Origin of the sequence: Microvirga sp. CF3016, assembly GCF_036314085.1 — a bacterium.
In the GTDB taxonomy this organism is placed as follows: domain Bacteria; phylum Pseudomonadota; class Alphaproteobacteria; order Rhizobiales; family Beijerinckiaceae; genus Microvirga.
The window spans coordinates 384,217-405,835 of record NZ_JAYGGM010000002.1; the positions used below are offsets into that span (position 1 = coordinate 384,217).

General features: G+C 64.4%; 23 protein-coding genes. 12 read left to right on the forward strand and 11 right to left on the reverse strand.

All coding sequences use genetic code 11. The annotated features are described in order from the left end of the window. The first annotated feature begins 115 nt into the window (after positions 1-115). From VB672_RS04175 to VB672_RS04190, 4 genes are all read left to right on the forward strand, one after another. A complete protein-coding gene (locus tag VB672_RS04175; RefSeq protein ID WP_329782911.1) occupies positions 116-511 on the forward strand; it encodes a hypothetical protein in 396 nt (131 codons plus the stop codon). A 272-nt stretch (positions 512-783) separates the two neighbouring features. Next, a complete protein-coding gene (locus VB672_RS04180) occupies positions 784-1,878 on the forward strand; it encodes an ATP phosphoribosyltransferase regulatory subunit (protein WP_329782912.1) in 1,095 nt (364 codons plus the stop codon). Further along, a complete protein-coding gene (gene hisG, locus VB672_RS04185) occupies positions 1,878-2,852 on the forward strand; it encodes an ATP phosphoribosyltransferase (RefSeq protein WP_329782913.1) in 975 nt (324 codons plus the stop codon). Before VB672_RS04180 ends, hisG begins: the two co-directional genes overlap by 1 nt. A gap of 138 nt (positions 2,853-2,990) precedes the next feature. Further along, positions 2,991-3,470, forward strand: coding sequence for an META domain-containing protein (locus VB672_RS04190; protein ID WP_329782914.1), 480 nt, complete (start codon positions 2,991-2,993; stop codon positions 3,468-3,470). Between the two features lie 788 nt (positions 3,471-4,258). On the opposite strand, the gene VB672_RS04195 is transcribed toward VB672_RS04190, so the two are convergent. Further along, a complete protein-coding gene (locus tag VB672_RS04195) occupies positions 4,259-6,355 on the reverse strand; it encodes an ABC transporter ATP-binding protein/permease (RefSeq protein WP_329782915.1) in 2,097 nt (698 codons plus the stop codon). Positions 6,356-6,615: 260 nt separating this feature from the next. On the opposite strand from VB672_RS04195, the gene VB672_RS04200 reads away from it, so the two are divergent. From VB672_RS04200 to VB672_RS04210, 3 genes are read left to right on the forward strand one after another with little or no spacing between them, the layout of a single operon-like run. Continuing rightward, positions 6,616-7,710: a methionine ABC transporter ATP-binding protein gene (locus VB672_RS04200; protein WP_329782916.1), complete on the forward strand. Its 1,095-nt coding sequence runs from the start codon at positions 6,616-6,618 to the stop codon at positions 7,708-7,710. Further along, a complete protein-coding gene (locus tag VB672_RS04205) occupies positions 7,700-8,365 on the forward strand; it encodes a methionine ABC transporter permease (protein WP_329782917.1) in 666 nt (221 codons plus the stop codon). The genes VB672_RS04200 and VB672_RS04205 overlap by 11 nt, the downstream gene beginning before the upstream one ends. Before the next feature lie 33 nt (positions 8,366-8,398). Continuing rightward, positions 8,399-9,187: a MetQ/NlpA family ABC transporter substrate-binding protein gene (locus tag VB672_RS04210; protein ID WP_329782918.1), complete on the forward strand. Its 789-nt coding sequence runs from the start codon at positions 8,399-8,401 to the stop codon at positions 9,185-9,187. A gap of 49 nt (positions 9,188-9,236) precedes the next feature. Here the strand turns inward: VB672_RS04210 and VB672_RS04215 are convergent, their stop codons facing one another. Then, positions 9,237-10,316, reverse strand: coding sequence for a flavodoxin family protein (locus VB672_RS04215; RefSeq protein WP_329782919.1), 1,080 nt, complete (start codon positions 10,314-10,316; stop codon positions 9,237-9,239). A 149-nt stretch (positions 10,317-10,465) separates the two neighbouring features. Here VB672_RS04215 and VB672_RS04220 point away from each other — a divergent pair, with 149 nt between their 5' ends. Next, positions 10,466-11,293 (forward strand): aldo/keto reductase, encoded by an 828-nt coding sequence (locus tag VB672_RS04220; protein ID WP_329782920.1) that lies wholly within the window; start codon positions 10,466-10,468, stop codon positions 11,291-11,293. Positions 11,294-11,308: 15 nt separating this feature from the next. Here the strand turns inward: VB672_RS04220 and VB672_RS04225 are convergent, their stop codons facing one another. From VB672_RS04225 to VB672_RS04245, 5 genes are all read right to left on the reverse strand, one after another. Further along, positions 11,309-12,118 (reverse strand): anti-sigma factor family protein, encoded by an 810-nt coding sequence (locus VB672_RS04225; RefSeq protein WP_329782921.1) that lies wholly within the window; start codon positions 12,116-12,118, stop codon positions 11,309-11,311. Next, positions 12,115-12,621 (reverse strand): sigma-70 family RNA polymerase sigma factor, encoded by a 507-nt coding sequence (locus tag VB672_RS04230; RefSeq protein WP_329782922.1) that lies wholly within the window; start codon positions 12,619-12,621, stop codon positions 12,115-12,117. The genes VB672_RS04225 and VB672_RS04230 overlap by 4 nt, the downstream gene beginning before the upstream one ends. A gap of 55 nt (positions 12,622-12,676) precedes the next feature. Then, positions 12,677-13,063 (reverse strand): hypothetical protein, encoded by a 387-nt coding sequence (locus VB672_RS04235; protein WP_329782923.1) that lies wholly within the window; start codon positions 13,061-13,063, stop codon positions 12,677-12,679. A gap of 80 nt (positions 13,064-13,143) precedes the next feature. Continuing rightward, positions 13,144-13,689: a VOC family protein gene (locus VB672_RS04240; protein ID WP_329782924.1), complete on the reverse strand. Its 546-nt coding sequence runs from the start codon at positions 13,687-13,689 to the stop codon at positions 13,144-13,146. Positions 13,690-13,767: 78 nt separating this feature from the next. After that, a complete protein-coding gene (locus tag VB672_RS04245) occupies positions 13,768-14,214 on the reverse strand; it encodes a MarR family winged helix-turn-helix transcriptional regulator (protein ID WP_329782925.1) in 447 nt (148 codons plus the stop codon). Between the two features lie 96 nt (positions 14,215-14,310). Here VB672_RS04245 and VB672_RS04250 point away from each other — a divergent pair, with 96 nt between their 5' ends. Both VB672_RS04250 and gstA read left to right on the forward strand, forming a co-directional pair. Beyond that, the gene (locus VB672_RS04250; protein ID WP_329782926.1) at positions 14,311-14,760 is read left to right on the forward strand and encodes a DoxX family protein; all 450 of its coding nucleotides are present in this window, start codon (positions 14,311-14,313) and stop codon (positions 14,758-14,760) included. 25 nt (positions 14,761-14,785) lie between these two features. Further along, a complete protein-coding gene (gstA, locus tag VB672_RS04255; protein WP_329782927.1) occupies positions 14,786-15,403 on the forward strand; it encodes a glutathione transferase GstA in 618 nt (205 codons plus the stop codon). Between the two features lie 79 nt (positions 15,404-15,482). Here gstA and VB672_RS04260 read toward each other — a convergent pair whose 3' ends face one another. The 3 genes from VB672_RS04260 to groES form a co-directional block, all read right to left on the reverse strand. Continuing rightward, on the reverse strand, positions 15,483-17,378 hold the full coding sequence (locus VB672_RS04260; protein ID WP_329782928.1) for a calcium-binding protein: 1,896 nt from the start codon (positions 17,376-17,378) through the stop codon (positions 15,483-15,485). A 141-nt stretch (positions 17,379-17,519) separates the two neighbouring features. Then, positions 17,520-19,166 (reverse strand): chaperonin GroEL, encoded by a 1,647-nt coding sequence (groL, locus tag VB672_RS04265; RefSeq protein WP_329782929.1) that lies wholly within the window; start codon positions 19,164-19,166, stop codon positions 17,520-17,522. Between the two features lie 56 nt (positions 19,167-19,222). Next, the gene (gene groES / locus VB672_RS04270) at positions 19,223-19,510 is read right to left on the reverse strand and encodes a co-chaperone GroES (protein ID WP_173946442.1); all 288 of its coding nucleotides are present in this window, start codon (positions 19,508-19,510) and stop codon (positions 19,223-19,225) included. Between the two features lie 194 nt (positions 19,511-19,704). Here groES and VB672_RS04275 point away from each other — a divergent pair, with 194 nt between their 5' ends. After that, positions 19,705-20,139 (forward strand): MarR family winged helix-turn-helix transcriptional regulator, encoded by a 435-nt coding sequence (locus tag VB672_RS04275; RefSeq protein WP_329782930.1) that lies wholly within the window; start codon positions 19,705-19,707, stop codon positions 20,137-20,139. 57 nt (positions 20,140-20,196) lie between these two features. Then, on the forward strand, positions 20,197-20,685 hold the full coding sequence (locus tag VB672_RS04280; protein ID WP_329782931.1) for a PaaI family thioesterase: 489 nt from the start codon (positions 20,197-20,199) through the stop codon (positions 20,683-20,685). Here the strand turns inward: VB672_RS04280 and VB672_RS04285 are convergent. Continuing rightward, on the reverse strand, positions 20,682-21,527 hold the full coding sequence (locus tag VB672_RS04285) for a DMT family transporter (protein ID WP_329782932.1): 846 nt from the start codon (positions 21,525-21,527) through the stop codon (positions 20,682-20,684). The genes VB672_RS04280 and VB672_RS04285 overlap by 4 nt on opposite strands. Between the last annotated feature and the right edge of the window lie 92 nt (positions 21,528-21,619).

Below are 21,619 nucleotides of genomic sequence, written 5' to 3' on the forward strand. Positions count from 1 at the left end.
TCAGGAGATGACTATGGCGAAGGCCAAAGACAAAAAGAGCACATCCAAAGCAAAAAAGGATTCCGGCAAGAGCGCGGGTTCTAAGCTGGCGAAATCGGCGAAGAAGTCCGGCCTCATGGACTTGATCAACACCAACCTCGGCCGTGAGATCCTTGCCGACGCGCTGATCGCCGCGGCCGGCGCGGCTGCAGCCGCCCTCACCAGGACCCGCACGGCCAAGAAGGCCGGCGCGGCTGTCGCGGATGCAGGCTCCCAGACCGCCGACCTGACGCAAACCGCCGCCGGCGCCGTTGCCGGCGTGGTGACGGAGGCCGCCCGCCACTTTCTGCCTGCCAGCCTCGTCGGCGACGAGGGTGGCGCTGACAGGGGAGGCACGTCCGAGCCGAAGAAGGTCAAATACGTCCAGCGCTCCAGCGACACCAGCAAGAGCAGGACGACCAAGGCCAAGGCTGCCAAGAGCGACACGACCAAGAGCGACCCGGCCAAGAGCGACACGGCCGGGAAGCACTAGGCCGCAATCGTTGAAGACCGCCTTTCCGTCATGGCCGTCCCCGGACTTGATCCGGGGATCAGTCCCGGCCATCTCGCGTCTGGGGAGCGCCCCGCCCTCTTCGGTCGACATCGCCGGCACGAGGCCGATGATGACGCGAGCGGAAACATCTCGCTTTACCGCCGGATCCCGGATTTCCGCTGCCGTCCCATTCACCCTTCCGTTCAAAAACAATCGCCTTCGTGCCTCAGCATTGCTAGAGAGCATGCCGGTACAAGGATCGGGCGGGGCCAGTGACGGAGACGGATGCCATTGTTGCGCTGATCGCGCTTTTCGAGCGTGAAGGTTATGCGCGGATCGAGCCGCCGGTGCTGCAGCCGGCGGACGTGTTCATCGATCTCTCCGGCGAAGACATCCGGCGGCGCATGTTCGTGACGCAGGATGCCTCGGGCACGGAGCTGTGCCTGCGGCCCGAATACACGATCCCGGTCTGCCTTCAGCATCTCTCCCGGCATGGCGCCCAGCCCTCCGGCTATTCCTACGGCGGTCCCGTCTTCCGCATGCGTGCGGGCGAGAGCGGCGAGTTCCTGCAGGCGGGCCTCGAATCCATCGGCCGAACGGATGTGTCCGCCGTCGATGCCGAGATTCTCGCCCTCGCCCTGGACGGCCTCAAGCAGATCGGCAGTCCGGCACCCATCGTGAAGCTCGGTGACATGGGTCTTCTCCATGGGCTGATCGATGCCCTGGGCATCGCCCCCGCGGCGAAACGGCGGGTGATCCGGGCAATCGTGTCGGGCCAGGGCCTGGCGAGCCTGAGCGACTCCGACGGGCCGGGCTCCCAGGAGCATGCGGGCCTTCTCGCCGCCATCGAAGGCCAAGCGCCCCAGGCCGCCAAGGCGTTCGTGGAGGACATCCTGTCGATTGCCGGCATTGCCCGTGTCGGCGGGCGCAGCGCCGGCGAGATCGCCGAGCGGTTCCTGGCCCGCGCGGCGAACCGGACCGGCCTGTCCGAGGAGGCGCGGCAGATCCTGGAGCGCTATCTCACCATTGCGGGCGATCCCGATCAGGCGGCCCACGCGATCAGGACCCTCGCCAGGGACGTGGGGCTCGATCTCACCGGGGCACTGAGCCTTTTCGAGGAGCGCACCGGCTTCATGGCGGCACGCGGGCTCGAGGTGGGCGCCTTCTCCTTTGCCGCGACCTTCGCCCGCAATCTCGATTACTACACCGGCTTCATCTTCGAGGTGCAGGACCCGCGCCGTGGCGACGGCAAGCCGATCGTGGGCGGTGGCCGCTACGACCGACTGCTCGAGCATCTAGGAGCCGTGGCTCCGATCCCGGCGGTCGGCTGCTCGTTCTGGCTCGACCGCATCGTGGGGAGGCCGTGATGACCGATTCCCCTCTCATCCTGGCCGTTCCTTCCAAGGGGCGCCTGCAGGAGAACGCGGCCGCGTTCTTCGCCCGGGCCGGCCTCGTCTTCACCCAGTCCCGCGGCGCCCGCGACTATCGCGGAACCCTCGCGGGCGTGCCCGACGTGGAGGTCGCCTTCCTGTCGGCCTCCGAGATCGTCAACCAGCTCGCCAGCGGCACGGCCCATCTCGGCATCACCGGCGAGGACCTGATCCGCGAGCAGATCGCCGACGCGGACGAGGCGGTGGAGATGCTGACCCCGCTGGGCTTCGGCCATGCCAACGTGGTCGTCGCCGTGCCGCAGGCCTGGATCGACGTGCGAACCATGGCCGATCTCGACGAGGTGGCGGCCGATCTGCGCGCCCGCCACGGCACCAAGATGCGGGTGGCAACCAAATACGTGAACCTCACCCGCCGTTTCTTCGCCGAGAAGGGCGTGGCGGATTACCGGATCGTCGAGAGCCTGGGCGCCACCGAGGGCGCGCCGGGCGCCGGTTCCGCAGAGCTCATCGTCGACATTACCACGACCGGGGCGACGCTCTCGGCGAATGCCCTGAAGATCCTCGATGACGGCGTGATGCTGCGCTCCGAGGCCAATCTCGTGGCCTCGGTCCGCGCCCCCTGGACGGACCGGGCCCAGGCTGCCGCGACCGCCGTGCTGACGCGCATCGCCGCCGAGGAAGAGGCCCGCACCAGCCGCGAAGTGCGGGCGGCGCTCGATCCGGCCCGGGCCTCCGCCCTCGTGGCGCTTGCGAGGGATCACGGCGCCTCCCTCCCCTACGGCAATGCCCTGGGCCGCGAGGTCGTGCTGCATTGCCGGGCCGCGACGGTGTTCGAGATCGTGGCGGCCCTGCAGGGCATCGGCGCGCAGGACATCTCGGTGCGTGCCTTCGACTACCTGTTCCGTCCCACCAATGCCCTCACCGAGCGGCTCCTGCGGCGGATCGGATAGGGCGGTTGCGGTGTCGCTTTCACGAACATTTCAGGTTTCACGTGGTTCATGCGCAGCGACAGGACAACATCACCTTGGGCGTTGCTTCGGCGCTCAAGGCCCCTTATGGTCCCTGCGTTTTTCGATGAAGAGGTCCCGATGAACGCCCTTCGACTTGCAACACTCCTGGCGGCCCTCGCCACCGTGTCTGCAGCTCATGCCCAGACGGCGGCGACGCTCGGCCGGCCGGCCGGCCCGACCCGTCAGGTGGACAACAAGGTCCCGCAGCCGGGTGAGGGAGGCAAGGTCTTCCCGCTGAACTCCTCCTGGGTGGCCGTCAGCCTGAACGGCAAGCCGTTCACCGGGGAGCGTCCGAGTTTCAAGCTCGACGACCAGCTCCGGGCCACGGGTTTCAGCGGCTGCAACACCTACGCCACCGCGGCCTATCCCCTGCGCGAGCAGGGCTTGGCCGTCGGTCCCTTCGCCTTGACGAAGAAGAGCTGCGACAAGACCACCATGGCCCTCGAGCAGGCTTTCCTCGTGGCGCTCCGCTCCTCCGGCAAGTGGGACATCCAGGGCCGCAACCTGATCATCCAGACCCAGAACGGTGGACGGTTGATCCTGGAGCGCTCGCTCTAAGCCATTCCCTGAGATCGAACAAAAAGGCCGGCCTCGCGCCGGCTTTTTTGTTGCTCTTGTCATTCCCGGCTCGTTATGGCCGGAAAGAGTTCCCCCGCGGGAATACCCTCGCCGTCATGGCCGGGCCTGTCCCGGCCATCCCGATGCTGGGGAGCACGGCGCCTCTCGGATTGGGATCACCGGCACAAGGCCGGTGATGATGGGACGGGTAGCAGGAGCGGTGAGCAGGCGTGAGACCGTGATGTTTGAGACCGTAATGTTCTCACTTTGTTCTTGACACAGGGTTGCATCTGAGCTATACCCTTGTGCAGATCGGTTCCTGCGAGGGGCGCGCTCGCGAGGCGTCGCAGTGACGGGAGCCGGCACGGTCCTGCGGCAGGCCTCGCACGCCTGGGAGCGCAGGAGGCCGACCTTGGGTGTCGTCCCAGCTGGTCCGCCTGAAAAGAACCGTGCGCGAGGCGCCGTCCGGCTCTTCCATCTCCCACCATCATCATCGAGCCGGGCTGCCACTCGCGCCACCCTCGATCGTCCTTCCGGCTCAGGGCTCACCAGCCCTGGGCCTGAAGGTGCTGGCTCGTTGACAGCAACACAGCAAGATGCCCGCGCTCGCCAGACCTGCGCCATGGCTTCTCAGCCATCCCGACATCCTCCTCGTCATGGCCGGGCCCATCCCGGCCATCCCGATCGGAAAAGCGCTGCGCCTCACATCATCGGGATCACCGAGACTGATCCCCGGAACACGTCCGGGGGCGGTGATGACGCGAGAGGAGTTGTTGAAAGCGCTCGACCTACTCCGCCGGCTCGGCCTGGCGCAGATCGACCGGGGTCGAAAGGCCGCTTTCGGTTTTCTTCATGTCGATGCGTCGGTCGTGGTAGGCGGCGAGCGTCGAGCGGTGGCCAATGGAGACGACCGTTGTGTTCGGCAACTTCTCCTTGATGATCCGGTAGATCTCCGCCTCCGTGGGCTCATCGAGGGCGGCCGTGGCTTCGTCCAGGAACAGCCAGTCCGGCTTGGCGAGGAGCGCCCGGGCCACCGCGAGGCGCTGCTGCTCGCCGAGGGACAGGGTCTGGCCCCAGTTGCGCTCCTCGTCGAGCCGATCCGCAATCTGCGGGAGCCTGGCGGTGCGCAGGGCCTCCGCCATCTCGGCGTCCGAATAGGCGTCGATCTTGCCCGGATAGGTTACCGCATCGCGCAGCGTCCCCATGGGAATGTAGGGGCGTTGCGGCAGGAGCATCATGCTTTGCCCCTCCGGCACGAGGATCTGCCCCTCGCCGAAGGGCCAGATGCCCGCGATGGCGCGGAACAGGGTCGATTTGCCCGAGCCCGACGGACCCGTCATCAGGGTGCGCTCGCCCGGCCGGAAGGCCAGTGCGTCCGCGCGCAGCAGGGCGCTGCCGTCCGGAAGGCGCACGTCCAGATCCTCCAGACGCAGTTCCCGGCTCGCCTTCGGTGTGATCGCCAGCTTGCTCTCGCCGCCGACGCGCTGGGCCGACGCGATGGCGCCCTCGAAGGTGGTGAGACGGTCGAGCACGGCCTTGTAGTCGGCGAGCGTCGTATAGATCGTGATGAAATAGGTGAGCGCCGACTCCACCCGCGAGAACGCGCCGACCACCTGCTGCATCTGGCCCAGGGAGATCTTCCCGATGAAGTAGTAAGGCGCAGTCAGAATATAGGGCACCACCACGTTGGCCTGGAAATAGGCCGAGGTGAAGGTATTGAGCTTGATGAGGCGCACCACGATCCGCATGTAGTTGTCGACGATCTGCCCGAACCGCCGTCCCAAGCCCTCCCGCTCGGCCGGCTCGCCGGAGAGAAGCGCGACCTGCTCCGTGTATTCGCGCAGGCGTGCCAGGGAGAAGCGGTAGTTCGCCTCCACGCGCTCCTGTTCGAAGTTCAGGGCGATCAGCGGCCGACCGATGAGATGCGTCACCCAGGTGCCGAGAATGGCATAGGCCGCGCAGACCCACACCAGCAGACCCGGAACCTCCACATTGGTGCCCGGGAAGGTGAACCCGGCCGAGATGGTCCAGAGGATGGCCACGAAGGAGACGAGGGTTGCGGCCTGGTTCATGAGGCCGACGGACAGGGAATAGGTGCTCTCGACGAACTTGCGCAGGTCTTCCGAGATTCGCTGATCCGGGTTGTCCGCGCCCCGGCCCATGATCTGCATCCGGTAATGGGTCCCGTCGCCGAGCCACTCACGCAGATAATAGGTGTTGAGAAAGGCGCGCCAGCGGATGGTAAGCACGTTCTGCAGCAGCACCTCGGTCAGGGCGATGGCCACGAACACGGCGGCCAGCGGCGTGAAGATGACGAAGAGCTGATACCAGAAGGCTGCGGCATCCTTGGCCTCGAGCGCATTGAACATGTCGCGCGAAAAGAAGCTGAGGCGGACGTTCAGCGCGACCTGAGCGAGGTTGATCGCAATCAGGATGCCGATCATCCAGGTGCCGATGACGCCTTCACGCGCCCGCACGAGGCCGATGAAGGGGATGCGGATGACGCTGTCGGCCTGGGAGGCGAGATAAAGATCGGTGATGCGGCAGATGGTGCGGACGACGGGCACGTAGGACAGGCCATAGATGATGGCTCCGAAGGCCGTGGCGCCGAGCGCCGCCGATGGCGGCGGAACATATCCGGTGTAGTCGCCCGTGATCACCCCTGCGGTTGCACCGAGGATAAGTGCGACGAGCACGAGGTGGGTTGCCGAGAGCATCACGACGAAGATGCGCAGGAACTTCGGGATGTCCTTCGCGACGAAGACGATCCCGGCCAAGGCCAAGGTCGAGAGGGGCAGATAGAACGGAACCCCGACCGCCCCGGACAGGGAAGCCATGAGGACGCCGAGCCCTACGAGTGCCAGCGCAATGCTCGCCTTGATCATACACATCTCCTACCGAGAACCCTGCCCGGCCCATACAAACCCGAAGCAGCCGGATCAACGGCGCTTGTGGCGAAAGAAAGGAGGAACTTCCCCTGGTTCGAAGCGATAGCAGTCTTGTGAGGACAGCGACAGCTCGCTAGAAGGCTCAATATGTTCTTCAAAACAGATTGTCCTATTTAAAGAACGAAACAATTGACTTACAGAACGGGATGTTTCATGTGTCATATCGACATCCCTGACGTCACTGCAAAGGCGACTTCATGAACGCCCCTCTCGGCTATCTCGGCAGCCAGACTGCCCAGCGCCTGATCCCGGCGGAGCCCATCGTGCGGCTGGAGAAGGTATCGAAGACCTTTCCGGGGCGCGACGGCCAACCTGTCACGGCTCTTCGGGAAATCAACCTCGCCGTCACTCAGGGCTCCATCCTCGGCGTGATCGGCCGTTCCGGTGCCGGCAAGTCGACCCTGATCCGCCTGGTGAACGGACTGGAAAAGCCCTCTTCCGGCAAGGTCATCGTTGACGGCGCCGACATCGCTGCGCTCCCCGAAGCTGCCCTTCGCCATGCCCGCCGCTCCATCGGCATGATCTTCCAGCATTTCAACCTGCTGTCCTCGCGCACGGCGGCCCAGAACATCGCGCTGCCGCTCGAAGTGGCCGGTTACGATAAGGCCGAGATCAAGACCCGCGTGGAGGAGCTTCTGGCCCTCGTCGGCCTCTCCGACAAGCGCAACCGCTATCCGTCCGAACTCTCCGGCGGCCAGAAGCAGCGCGTCGGCATCGCCCGTGCTCTGGCCACCAAGCCCAAAGTCCTCCTATCGGACGAGGCCACGTCGGCTCTCGACCCGGAAACAACCCGCTCGATCCTCGACCTTCTTGGTCGCATCAATGACGAGCTCGGCCTGACCATCCTGCTCATCACCCACGAGATGGCCGTGATCCGCAACATCGCCCGCGAGGTCGCGGTGATCGAAGGCGGGCGGATTGTCGAGCAGGGCGACGTGTTCGAGATCTTCACCCGTCCCCAGCACGAAGTGACCCGCTCCTTTCTGGCCGACGAATCCGGCCGCGCGCTTCCGCCTTATGTACAGAGCAGGCTCCGGTCCGAGGCGACACCCGGCAGCCAAGCGGTCGTGCGCATCGGCTTCCGCGGCCCGCACGCGACGGATCCGGTTCTCGCGCGGCTTGCCCGCGACCTCAACATCGAGACCAACATCCTGTCGGGCTCGGTGGATGAAATCGCCGGCCGGCCCTTCGGCACCCTCGTGGTCGGGGTGCCAGGGCAGTCCCTCGCCGCAACCCTCGACTTCTTGAACAAGCACGGTCTCGACACGGAGGTTCTCGGCTATGTCGCCTGAGATGATACGCCTCATCGCCAATTCCACTGGCGAAACCCTCTACATGGTTGCCGTCTCGGCGCTGATCGCCACGATCTTCGGTCTGCCGCTCGGCGTGTTTCTCGCTACGTCCGGCAAGGGCGAGTTGTTCGCCGCGCCCTGGGTCAACCGGGTGCTCGGCGTCATCGTCAACGCGACGCGTTCGACCCCGTTCATCATTCTCGTTGTGGCGATCATCCCCTTCACGCGACTGATCGCCGGCACGTCCATCGGCACCAATGCCGCCATCGTGCCGCTGACGATTGCCGCCACTCCGTTCATCGCGCGCCTCATCGAAGGGGCGATCCGCGAGGTGGATCAGGGCTTGATCGAAGCGGCGCGGGCCTTCGGCGCCAGCCCGATCCAGATCGTGCGCAAGGTGCTGATCCCCGAGGCGCTGCCCGGCATCGCGCTCGGCCTGACGCTCGCAGTCGTGTCGCTCCTCGGCTTCTCGGCCATGGTCGGCGCCGTGGGCGGCGGCGGCCTGGGCGATCTCGGCATCCGCTACGGCTACCAGCGCTTCATGCCGGAAATGATGCTCGCGGTCGTGGTCGTGCTCATCGTCCTGGTCCAAGCGGTGCAGAGCATCGGGGACCGCCTCGCACGCCGCCTCAACAAGCGCATCCGTCACGCCTAACTTTCATAAAAACATCGCACAAGGAGCACCACCATGTCCCTGAAGAAGCTGGGCCTCGCCGCCCTCCTGTCGTTTGCCGCCCTGCCCGCTTTCGCACAGCAGACGCAGACCATCCGCATCGGCGCGACGCCCGGTCCGCACGCGCAGATCCTGGAAGCGGTCAAGCCGATCGCGGCCAAGAAGGGCCTCGACATCAAGATCGTCGAGTTCTCCGACTACGTGGTGCCGAACACGGCGCTTGCCGCCGGCGACATCGAGGCGAACTCGTTCCAGAACCAGCCCTATCTCGACAACCAGGTCGCGGATCGCGGCTTCAAGATCGAGAGCGTCGCACTCACCGTGAACTTCCCGATCGGGATCTACTCGAAGAAGCACAAGAGCCTCGACGCTCTGCCGAACGGGGCGACCATCTCAATCCCCAACGATCCGACGAACGGCGGTCGTGCGCTCATCCTTCTGCAGGACAAGGGCCTGATCAAACTGAAGGAAGGCACGGGCTATAAGCCGACCCCGCTCGACGTGACGGACAATCCGAAGAAGATCAAGTTCGTCGAGATCGAAGCGGCCCAGGGTCCGCGCGTGCTCGCAGACGTGGATGCCGCCATCATCAACACCAATTATGCCACGTCGGGCGGCCTGGATCCGGTGAAGGACCCGATTGCTCGCGAAAACCCGAAGGGTCCTTACGTGAACCTCATCGCCGTGCGCAGCGAGGACAAGAACAAGCCTTGGGTGAAGGCCCTCGTCGAGAGCTATCACACGCCCGAGGTGAAGCAGTTCATCGAGGAGAAGTTCAAGGGCTCGGTTCTCACCAGCTGGTGAGAAGCCGAATCTGACTAAATGCGAAAGCCGGTCCTCTGGGCCGGCTTTTTCATTTCTGCCGCGGCTCCTTCAGGTTCTCTCCCGCGGCGACGTGCCTTCCATCTCGCTTGGCACTCACGGCTTCCAGCAGTGTCCAGGCGGCGTTTCGCACCTCGTCCTGCACCGCCTGATCCTGATCGAGTTCCTCGTGGCTGGTGGCGTAAGGCTTCCAGTAGCCGATATAGCGGTCGAACTCTGCCGCCCCGCCCGCAGGCTCGAGGTCCATGGCGCGCAGCCAGTCGGAGAGGCTGTGGCGGACGCTACCGGCACCTTCGGTATCGCCGTGAACGATCACGGAGAAGAGCCTGCCGGCCAGATGCTTGGGATAGTCCCAGCCTTTCAGTTCGAGATCCTTTGCGATGTCCGTCTTCTTGCCCTGAGTCGAAGTCGGGTCCGGATTGCCGCCATCGGCGCAGACGAGCCGGTCCATCATCAGCTTCAACGGAGACGAGACCTGATACCAGTTGACCGGAGTGACGATCATGACGCCGTGGGCGGCCACCCATTTCGGATAGATCTCGTTCATCCAGTCCTGCGTCTGGCCAAGCGAGTAGTTCGGATAGCAGGAACAGGGCCAGTGGCACAAAGCGGCCGCCGTCGAGAAGCAGGCTTTGCAGGGATGGATATGACGGCCGTACTCGGACGTAAGGCGGCTCAATTCGAGCACGTCGACTTCGGCGTTTCCGGCTTTGGCAAGAACCTGACGGGCAATCTCCACGAGGCGATAGCTTTTCGACATCTCGCCCGGACAAGTGTGCTCGCTGCGGGATGACGCCGAGACGAGGAGAAATCGGGCCGGCCCCGCCTTGTCTTCATGCCGCTTCTGCGCGAGATCGATCGCTTCCTTTGCAGCAATCCAATCGACAGCGAGATCGTAATCGGGATCGGAAAAGCCTGGACCCGCCTTGCGAGTCTTGGGGCTCTTCCGATGATGGCTGTAGGCATCCCAGGCGGCATCGGCAATTCGCTGGAGCTCGTCCTCTAGAGGCTCGTAGGCCGGATCCTCGAACTGCTGGAGGAACCTTTTGCGGAACTCGGCCTGGTCGAGGGTCGGATCGGGCGTGCCCTTCCGCGCTTCTGGAATGGACAAGGCGAGCTCCCGTTGCAAGGAAGTGAGGTGCCAAGCCTGCAACGCAGGGTGGCCATGCCGGTTCCGGCATGGCGCCGGCCGGAGGCAATCACTATTTGCTTAGCCTCAACGAGCCCTACCTACCTGCCGCACGATCAAGGGAGCAGCCAATGTCGACTACCCCCACTGTCCGCCTGAACGACGGGAACGCCATGCCGCAATTCGGCTACGGTGTCTGGCGGGTCACCAACGAGGAAGCCGCGGGCGCGGTCGGCGAGGCCATCAAGGCAGGCTACCGCTCCATCGATACGGCGGCCATCTACGGCAACGAGGAAGGCGTCGGACAGGCCATCAAGGCGGCGCCTGTCTCGCGTGAGGAACTCTTCATCACCACGAAGGTCTGGAACGATCGTCAAGGCTACGATGAGACATTGCGTGCCTTCGACGAGAGCCTGGCGCGCCTCCAGCTCGACCAGGTCGATCTCTATCTCATCCACTGGCCTGTCGCGGGCAGCGAGGCGTATCGCGATACCTGGCGCGCGCTGATCAAGCTGAAGCAGGACGGGCGCGCCAAGTCCATCGGCGTGTCGAACTTCATGGTGCAGCATCTGCAGCGCCTGACCGACGAGAGCGGCGTGACGCCTGCCGTCAACCAGATCGAACTGCATCCGCGCTTCCAGCAGAAGGAACTGCGGGCGTTCCATGCCAAGAATGGGATCGTCACGGAATCCTGGAGCCCGCTGGGCCAAGGGACCCTCATGGCCGATGAGACACTTGCCGCGATCGGCCGCAAATACGGCAAGACGCCGGCCCAGGTCATCCTGCGCTGGCATCTCGACAACGGCCTCGTCGTCATCCCGAAAACCGTGACGCCCGCTCGCATGCGCGAGAACATCGACGTGTTCGACTTCAAGCTCGATGCTGAAGACATGCGCGCGATCGAAGCGCTCGACGATGCCTCGGGGCGTGTCGGCCCTGATCCGGCCGTCTTCGGCTGAGCACGACGATCGGTGCTACAAGCGACCCTTCGCCGGGTCGCTTGCGGCCTCGAACTGCTGGTAGATCGTCTCTGCAATCGTCAGCAGTTGGGACCGGTCCGCCTTGGCCGAGACCACGTAGGACAAGCCCCTGTCGATCCAGGAGAATGCCGACACCTCATCCTGCTCTTCGAAGCGGAAGGACGTCTGCGTCTCGTTTCCTCCCGAACGCGCATAGAGCGTGAGGCGGTTGCCGCCGGTATTCTCGTACATGAACTGCGCGGCCGCGGCGCCGCTGTCGGGCAGCAGCCGCCCACCGATCAGACGATAGCCCTGGGCATTCAGGTTCGGAGCCGTCAATGGCTTGCCGACGCGGCGCGAGAGCCACTGCACGAGATGCGCTTCCTGATCGGCGGGAACTTCAACGGGGTGCAACCGCTCGCTGACATAGATGCGATGCGCTGCAATGGCGTTGTCGGCAACGCTCATGGCCTCGGCCTGCCTCTGAGAACGCGAAGCCCACCAGACCCCGCCCCAACCTCCAAGGATCCCGCCGACCGCAAGCCACGCCAATGCGGCCGCGATGGCGGCGGGACGGATCCGCGATGAACGCTGCCGGTCGGCCATGAGATTGGCGATACGCAGGCGTGACGGAATGGGCTCCCGAGCCTTGAACGACAGCCTCGCCCGCAAGGCCTCGCGCTGCTCGGTTTCGCGCTCCACCTGCGCGGCCGCTGCCGGATGGTCGGCGAGATATGCCTTCACCGCCTCCCGCCGCGAAGGCGGGAGCCTGCCGTCGACGAAGGCCTGCAGATCGTCCTCACCGATGGGTCGCTCGCCCGTCACTTCACTCTCCTCAGAACGGCGCCGCGCCCGTTCTCCATGAACTCTCTCAGGTGCGCCCGAGCCCGGCTCAGGCGGGACATCACCGTGCCGAGCGGGATGCCCAGCACCTGTGCGGCCTGCTCGTAGGACAGGTCCTCGACGCCCACGAGCAGCAGGATGGAGCGCTGCTCCTCGGGCAGAGCATCGAGCCCTCTCAGAACATCGTGCAGTCCGGCATGAGCTTCCGGGCTCATGTCGGGCGCCTGAACATCGTTCAGGGCCTCCTCACCCACGCGCGTGCCGCGAACCTTCCGCTGGCGCACGCCGTTGATGAACAGGTTGCGCTGGATCGTGAAGAGCCAGGCCCTCAGATCACCGTCGCGCCGCTGGCTCCAGCGGCTGATCGCCCGCTCCAGGGTGTCCTGGACGAGGTCGTCCGCGGCTTCGCAGTCGCGCAGAAGAGCCCAGGCGTAGCGTCGCAAGCCTGGGATCTGCGGCTCGAGAAGGGAAGCGATCTCGTCCAAGGTCAATTCTCAGCTGGCAGGGCCATTCAACGACGAACCGAACGTCCCTGCAAGTTCAAGGCGCCGCGACATGCCAGACATTGTTGACGCCGTCACCCGTGACTTCACCCGGCTTGGTGTCCTTGACCCAGAGGTAGAGCGGCTTTCCCTTGTAAGCCCATTGCTTGGAGCCATCGTCGCGGGTGATCACGCTCCACTCGCCCGACGCGGCAGCGCCCGCGGCCGCCATGAGCGGCGGCCAGTTCTGGGCGCATTGGCCGTTGCAGGACGACTTGCCGGCGGTGTCGCGATCGAAGGTGTAGAGGGTCATACCCTTGGCATCGACGAGAGCCTTTCCCTTGCTCGTATCCGCGACCTTCGCAGGAGCGGCAGATTGCGCGAACGCGATGGATGCGGCGACGAGGGCTCCTGCCAGGATGGCCGGACGCAGAAACAGCTTCATGGGTGTCCTCCTGAGGTCGATGACCACAACTTCAGAGACACGCCACGCTCGGCCTTATTCCCGGTCGCGAAAAATTTCCGTCAGCGCCCCATGGCGTTGAAGCCGTTCTCGTCGATGGGCTCGCGCAGCTCGATCCGATGGCGGCCGTTGTCGCGGATCTGCGCCGTGCGATAGCGGCCGTCGAGCTCGTCCTCGGGACTTTGGAGAATTTCCACGCCGGCCTTCCGCAGGCGCTCGATCTCCTTGTCCACATCCGGCACGAGGAAACTGATGACCGGCAATGGGGTCGCCGCGACGTTGCCCGTCGCGTGTGGATCCTGATTGGCCGCCAACAGGTGATCGACCTCGGTGATTTCCAACAGGAAGCCGCTCCGCTCCAGCACGGCCCGGCGCCCGGGAACGAGGCTCTGACTGCCGATCAGCCGAAACCCGAGTGTGTCCTGGTACCAGCGCACGCTCTCGTCGAAATCCGGCGTCCGGATGGACGTGGAGCTGGAGCGCGACGTCGGTGCCGATTGTGCCTGTGTCGCAGGACAGTCCGCGACCTGAACGGCTGCGAGAAGGACGAGAAGGCCGGCAAGAATGCTGCGCCGCGGGAAGGTGAAGGAAGAGGAGCTTGGTATCACGGAGAATCCCTCGTCGGTCGCCGGAACTTAGCCGTCTTCTCTCATGAACGCCCTTCGGTCCAGTTCGTTCTTTGAACGTCAGGTATTCTCGGACTGCAACAGCTTGAGCAGCAGGGCCGACAGCTGTCCGGCCTCCTTCTCTCCGAGCTTGTCCCCGAAGTACCGGTTGATGGCGGCGCCGTAGACCGGCCACATGTGTTCCTGCAGCGCCCGTCCCTCGTCGGTGATCTCGACCAGCTGACGGCGCTTGTCCCCCGGGAACGGGATGCGGCGCACCAAGCCCTCGGCTTCCATGCGGTCGAGAAGCCGCGAGAGGTTGTACTGCTCGAACAGCACAGCCTCTTCGATCTCGCGCGGCGTGAGCCGCCCGCCGGGCCCGCGCTTCACTTCCAGCAGCACGTCGTACCAGTGCAGCGACGGGAAGCCCGCCCTTTTGAGTTCCGCCTCGATGCGGGCGACCACCGTGCGCTCGGCACGGATCAGACGGCCCCAGGCCCTGATGACGGCGGCAGACGGTTCTTGCATCCGGGCAAACCTCAGTTGGTTTCTATGCATATGCATATAAATTGACAGATCCATGCAGTTGCATCAAAAGTCTATGCACTTGCATGGAGAATTGCAATGTCACACGCCTATCCCTCCAGTTCAGACTATGCGGCACTGCTCCTGCGCGTCTCGCTCGGCATCATGTACATCGCCCACAGCGTCGTCCTGAAATGGATGACCTTCACCCTCGCAGGCACGGCGCAATATTTCGAGTCTCTCGGCCTGCCCGGCGCCCTCGCCTATGCGACGTTCTTCGCCGAGTTCGTCGGCGGCGTGCTGCTCGTGCTCGGCGTGCAGAGCCGCTGGGTCGCCTTGAGCCTGCTGCCGGTCCTGTTCGGCGCCACCTGGGTCCATATCGGCAACGGCTGGGTCTTCTCGGCGGAAGGCGGCGGCTGGGAATACCCGCTTTACCTGATCGTCCTGTCCGTTGCACAGGCCCTTCTCGGTGACGGAGCCTACGCCCTGAAGCCCTCCCGCCCTCTTGCGCTCGCCCCTGCTGCATCCCCTCTCAAGGCCGCAGCCTGATTCCCCTTCACCCTGGAGAAGACCCATGAAGCTCTATTACTATCCGGGCGCCTGCTCGCTCGCGCCCCATATCGTCGCCCGCGAGGCCGGCATTCCCGTCAGCCTGGAGAAGGTCGATCTCGCCAATCGCACCACGGAATCGGGAGCGAATTACGCGACCATCAACCCGAAGGGCTATGTCCCGGCTCTCGGCCTGCAGGACGGCTCCGTGCTCACCGAGGCCAGCGCCATCGTCCAGTACCTGGCCGATCAGCAGCCCGGGACGGATCTCGCGCCGGCCCACGGCACCCAGGAGCGCTACCGCCTCCTGGAATGGCTCGGCTTCATCAGCACCGAGATCCACAAGGGCTTCGGCCCGTTGTGGAACCCGGCCACGCCGGATGAGGTGAAGGCCGCCACGAAGGAGCGCCTCGCCACGCGTTTCGCCTATCTCGACGAGATCCTCGCCAAGCAGCCCTACCTGATGGGCGAGACCTTCACGATCGCCGATGCCTATCTCTTTACGGTCGTGAACTGGACGAACTTCCATAACGTCGACATCTCGCCCTTCCCGAACCTGAAGGCCTTCCAGGCCCGCATTGCGGCGCGCCCGAGCGTGCAGCAGGCGCTGGAGGCCGAAGGCCTGACGAAGAAGGCGGCATAATCGATCATCCGCCTCTCAATGCGAAAGGCCCCGGATCGCTCCGGGGCCTTTTCGTTGGGGCTGACGAACGACGAAACGATTACCCGACGAAGAAGTCGTCGGCCGTCAGCAGCGTCTTCGTTTTAAGCTGCGCGAATTTGATCGCTGCATATTTCGTGCCCGAACCGTCCGCGTCATAGGACAGGGCGCCTGTCTTGGCGTTGAAGACGATGCGATCGTCCGCCTCGGCGGCTTTCCTTCCGACGTGGAACGCCTCCTGCGAGAGCGCGCCTTTATCGAGCCGGCCGAAGATCTTCGATGCGAGATGGATCGTATCCTCTGAAGACGTGAAATCGAGGATCCGGTCCACGTTCGTCTTGCTGAGCCTGGTCGTGAAGGCGAACACGTCATCGCCTGAACCGCCCGTCAGCTTGTCCCTGCCGAACCTGCCATTGAGATGGTCGTCGCCATCGCCGCCAGCGAGGATATCGGCGCGCTTGCCGCCCCGCAGCACGCGCGCCTCCGGGTATGCGCTGGGCTCCGATGGGCCGTCGGAGGGAAGGACCGTCACGCCGTTGGCCGTCACCGTGATGATGAAATGCATGTCGAGCGATGCGCCCTTGGGGTCGCTCGCCCGCACGACGATGTCGAAGGCCGTGTCCGTGGAGGCGAAAGCCTTGTCGACGATGAGCTGGTCGCCATGGATGCGGAAATGGCTGCCGGGGTTGGTGACGAGGTGATAGCCGAGCGCATCACCATCCGGATCGACGCCGCTCAGGCGGCCGACGAGCGCGCCGGGCTTGGCGCTTGCGTCGATGCTCGTGTCGTCGAGGCTGAGCGAGGTTGGCGCGGAGTTGGTCGTCGCTGTCAGGGCAATCGTACGGTCGGCGAATTGAGCGTATTCGATCCCGATCAGAACGTCGGAGCCGTCGTTCGGGCCAGTGCTATTATCCACGATCGAATAGCTGCCATCAGCCTGCTTGCGAATGGTGTAATCCGCGAAGTTCCCGCTGTATTCGGAGACATCGGCCCCGAAGCCTCCGGAAAGGGAGTCATTCCCTGCCCCGCCGATGAGCAGATCATTGCCGTCATTGCCCTCGAGCAGATCATTGCCATAGATTCCAGCCAGGGTGTTGTCATCATCGCTCCCGTACAAACGATCCGCCAAACGGCTGCCGATCAGGTTCTCGACGTTCCGAATGGTGTCCCACGCCGTTTCGGATGTCTTCTGCTCATCGGTGACCCGCAGATCCACGAAGGCCTGACGATCGAAGCGAATAGTATCGATGCCGGCGCCGCCGTCGATGAAGTGCGTGCCGCCCTTGATATGGAATGTCTCAGAGCCTCCACCGCCGAAAGCGACATCGTCGCCGCTGAGAAGATGGACGTCGCCCGTGATGCTGCCGCCGCGTCCGTCATAGACATCGTTGCCAAAGCTGAGGAACACCGACCCTTTGATGAGGCCCGAATTGATGACGACGTTCTTCCCATGAGCGCTGCCGGAAATCGCCCAACCACCTGTTCCCTCAATCACACCGGTATTGGTGACCGTCAGGGACGCGGTGCCGCTGTTTGTGGGATAGGTCCAGATACCACCGCCGCCTGTGATCGTGCCGGAATTGTTGATGACGGCCTGCTTCGCCTCGACATAAATGCCGGCATCACCTCCAAAGATTATGCCCGCATTATTGACGATGCTGCTGAGGTCATCGACTCCTCCGAGGAGCACTCCCTCCACCCCTAGAACGCTCCCGGACTGGCCGATTGAAAGCGTGCCGCCCATGGCAATCCCGATGGACTGAGCGCAATGAATTCGTCCATCGATAAACACAGTGACCCGGCCGGAGGCGTTGATGCTATTCGCCATGTAGCCGAACGCCCGGATATGGGCACCTTCTGCTAAAAGAACCGTATCGCCCTCATCAATCTGAAGCGCATGCTTATAGTCTCCCGTGGTGGTGAGTGGGTTAGAAGGGTCGATCACATAGACAGTCACGGGCAATTCCTTTGAATTCTGTCCTAATTTTTATATTATATCATATAGCTTGACAACAGAAACCTCGGACCTCGTAGCAACAAAAAAGCCCCGGAGTTTCCTCCGGGGCTTTCCGTTAAGTCAGAGCCGTTCAGGCGGGACTTAGAAGTCCATGCCGCCCATGCCGCCCATGCCGCCGCCCGGCATGGCCGGAGCGGATTCGCGCTTGGGAGCCTCCGCGACCATGGCCTCGGTGGTGACGAGCAGGCCGGCGACCGAGGCCGCGTCCTGCAGAGCCGTGCGGACGACCTTCGCCGGATCGACGATGCCGGCCTGGAGCATATCCACGAACTCTTCGGTCTGGGCATTGAAGCCGAAGGTGTCGGACTTCGTGTTGTCGCTGATCTTGCCGACCACGATCGAGCCTTCGACGCCGGCGTTCTCGGCGATCTGGCGGATCGGAGCCTCAAGGGCGCGCAGCACGATCTTGATGCCGGCATTCACGTCGGCATTGTCGCTCTGGAGCTTGGAGACCGCAGCCTTGGCGCGCAGGAGAGCCGTGCCGCCGCCGGGAACGATGCCCTCTTCCACCGCAGCGCGGGTGGCGTTCAGAGCGTCGTCGACGCGGTCCTTCTTCTCCTTCACCTCGACTTCGGTCGCGCCACCGACGCGGATCACCGCGACGCCGCCGGCGAGCTTGGCCAGACGCTCCTGCAGCTTCTCACGGTCGTAGTCCGAGGTGGTCTCCTCGATCTGCGCCTTGATCTGCGAAACGCGGGCCTCGATGTCGGTCTTCTGGCCGGCGCCGTCGATGATCGTGGTGTTTTCCTTCTCGATGCGGACGCGCTTGGCGCGGCCGAGCATCGGGAGCGAGACGGTCTCGAGCTTGATGCCGAGGTCTTCGGAGATCGTCTGGCCGGCGGTGAGGACGGCGATGTCCTCGAGCATGGCCTTGCGGCGGTCGCCGAAGCCCGGAGCCTTCACGGCGGCGATCTTCAGGCCGCCACGGAGCTTGTTGACCACGAGGGTGGCGAGAGCCTCGCCTTCCACGTCCTCGGCGATGATCAGCAGCGGCTTGCCGGTCTGAACGACAGCCTCGAGGATCGGCAGCATGGGCTGAAGCGAGGAGAGCTTCTTCTCGTGGATGAGGATGTAGGGATCCTCGAGCTCGGCCACCATCTTCTCGGCGTTGGTGATGAAGTACGGCGAAAGGTAGCCGCGGTCGAACTGCATGCCTTCAACCACGTCGAGCTCGGTCTCGGCGGTCTTGGCCTCCTCGACGGTGATGACACCCTCGTTGCCGACCTTCTGCATGGCATGGGCGATCATCTCGCCGATGTCCTTGTCGCCGTTGGCCGAGATGGTGCCGACCTGGGCGACCTCGTCGGAGGACTTCACCTTCTTGGCGCGGGACTGGATGTCCTTCACGGCCTCGGCGGTGGCGAGGTCGATTCCGCGCTTGAGGTCCATCGGGTTCATGCCGGCGGCCACAGCCTTGGCGCCCTCACGGACGATGGCCTGGGCCAGAACCGTCGCCGTGGTGGTGCCGTCGCCGGCGATGTCGTTGGTCTTCGAGGCCACTTCGCGCACCATCTGGGCGCCCATGTTCTCGAACTTGTCGGCGAGCTCGATCTCCTTGGCGACGGTGACGCCGTCCTTGGTGATGCGCGGAGCGCCGAAGCTCTTCTCGATCACCACGTTGCGGCCCTTGGGACCGAGCGTGACCTTCACGGCATCGGCGAGGATGTCGACGCCACGGAGCATCTTGTCGCGAGCGTCCGAGGAAAACTTAACGTCTTTGGCAGCCATGGGCTAAGCCTCCAGTTAAATTGGAAAATTCTTGATGTCAGGGCGATGGCGGCCGGTTAGCCGACGATGCCCATGATGTCGGATTCCTTCATGATCAGGAGATCCTGACCGTCGATCCGCACCTCGGTGCCGGACCACTTGCCGAACAGCACGCGGTCGCCGGCCTTCACGTCGAGGGCAGCAACCTTGCCGCTCTCGTCACGGGCGCCGGGGCCGACGGCGATGACTTCGCCCTCTTGCGGCTTTTCCTTGGCGGTGTCCGGGATGATGATGCCGCCGGCCGTCTTCTCTTCGGCTTCGATGCGGCGGACGACGACGCGGTCGTGCAGCGGACGGAACTTCATGGAACTTCCCCTTTGACGATGGGTGCAGCCCCTTTGGCCGCACCTGGTCTCTTCGCTGTTAGCACTGTCCCTTGGCGAGTGCTAACGCTGGCGGCGAGATAGGCATATCCGTGGAGGGAGTCAAGACGCCTGACTTTGGGTCAGCATCAGAAAGTGACCCTTGACCCCTCTTAGGAGCGGTCCATGATCGTTTCATGACCGACCTGGAAGCCATCGGCAAGACCTGTTTCGCCCTCCATGCCCGCATGACGGCCCGGCTCTTGAGCCGGACCTACGAGGCGGCGCTCCGCCCCTTGGGCCTCAAACTGCCCCAGTTCGGCATCCTCGGCGCCATCGGCCACGGCACGACGGCCTCCGAGACGGTGCTCGCCGAAAGGCTGGGGCTCGAACGCACGACCCTGGTGCGCAATCTGAAGGTTCTGGCCCAGAACGGCTGGATCGAGCCTGTGGCCGGCGACGGCCGAGGCTTGCGGCACCGGCTGACGCCGGCCGGACAGGCCATTCTGGAGGCGGCCATCCCTCTCTGGCAAAGCGCCCAAACCGAGTTGGAAGGAAAACTCAAGGACACGAACGCAGAAGAAGCGCGCCGGGCCATGCGGGCCCTCCGGAAGGCTGCCTACCCTGCTTAGACCATTGCGCCGGTGCGAGCTCTGCCGTACTGTGCATCTGCACAGATGGAGGCCTCGATGCTCGAGCGGGTTCACGGAATCGTATCGCGGGACGTCCTGACGGCCGAGCCGGGTCTCGCCTTCCTGCGCAGCATGCTCGAGGGCCGCCATCCGGCCCCGCCCTTTTCGCGCTCGACCAACGTGTACATGACCCATGTGGAGGAAGGCCGCGTCACCTTCGAGGGGGAGCCGACGGAGGCCTTCTTCAACCCGCTCGGCACCATCCACGGCGGCTGGACCTCGGCCATCCTCGACAGCGCCATGGCCTGCGCGGTCCATACCACCCTGGCGGCCGGCCAGGGCTACACGACCGTTGAAATGAAGCTGAACTTCGTCAGGCCGATCCTGCCGGGCACGGGCAAGGTCACCTGCGAGGGCGTTCTCATCCATCGCGGCGGTACGCTGGCAACCTCCGAGGGCAAGCTCTTCGATGCCAAGGGGCGGCTCCTCGCCCATGGCACGGAAACCTGCATGATCTTCGACGCGGCCGCCCGCAAGGCCGCTTAGCGCCTAGACGTGAGCATCGCCGCGGCGACGATGAGGACGCCGCCGCCGAGGGTCGCCCAGGTCGGGATCTCGCTGAACACCCCGTAGCCGATCAGCACCGCCCAGATCAGGGCGGTGTACTCGAGCGGCGCCAGCCGCGCCGCCTCGGCCTTGGCATAGGCGGTCGCCATGAGCACGTGGCCGATCACGCCCAGCACACCCATGAGCATGAACCAGGCCAGGTGCGCGTAGTCCAGGGGCTGCCACGCCCAGAGACCGAACGGCGCCACCAGGACGAACGGCCCGATATTTTGGAAGATGACGATGTGCAGGAACTTGTCCCGTTGGGCGCGCTGGCGCAGCAGCACGAGACTCAGGGCGTAGGTGATCGCCGAGACCAGGGCCGCCGCGACGCCGGTCCAGGACCGGGCCGCTCCGGTCTCCTCCGTCTGCCCGAACACGACCACGAGGGTCCCGATGAACCCGATGGCAATGGCGCCGACGATCCGGGCATCGACCCGCTCCCGCAGCATCAGCATGCCGAACAGGGCGATGAACATCGGCGACAGGAAGGACAGGACGAGGGTCTCGGCGAGCGGCAACTGCCCCAGGGCGTAGAAGAAGCTCAAAGCCGTGACGACCGCGATCACGGAGCGGATCGCGTTGGCCGCAACGGTCTCGCGGTTCGGCCAGCCGGGCCGCAGCACGGCCACGACACCGGCCACGACGAGGCTTCCGCACATGAAGCGCAGGAAGGCGACCTGGAAGGTCGGATAATAGGCGGACATCCCCTTGATGACCGCATCCATGATGGACAGAACCGCGATGCCCGCGGCCGCCCGCAGGGCGGGACCGAATTTCATGATGTCACGACGATGTGGAGCAGGCGTCCGGGATGAGCGCCGTCAAGAATGGAGGCTTTTACAGCACTTTCCGCACGGCTTCACCCCTCTTT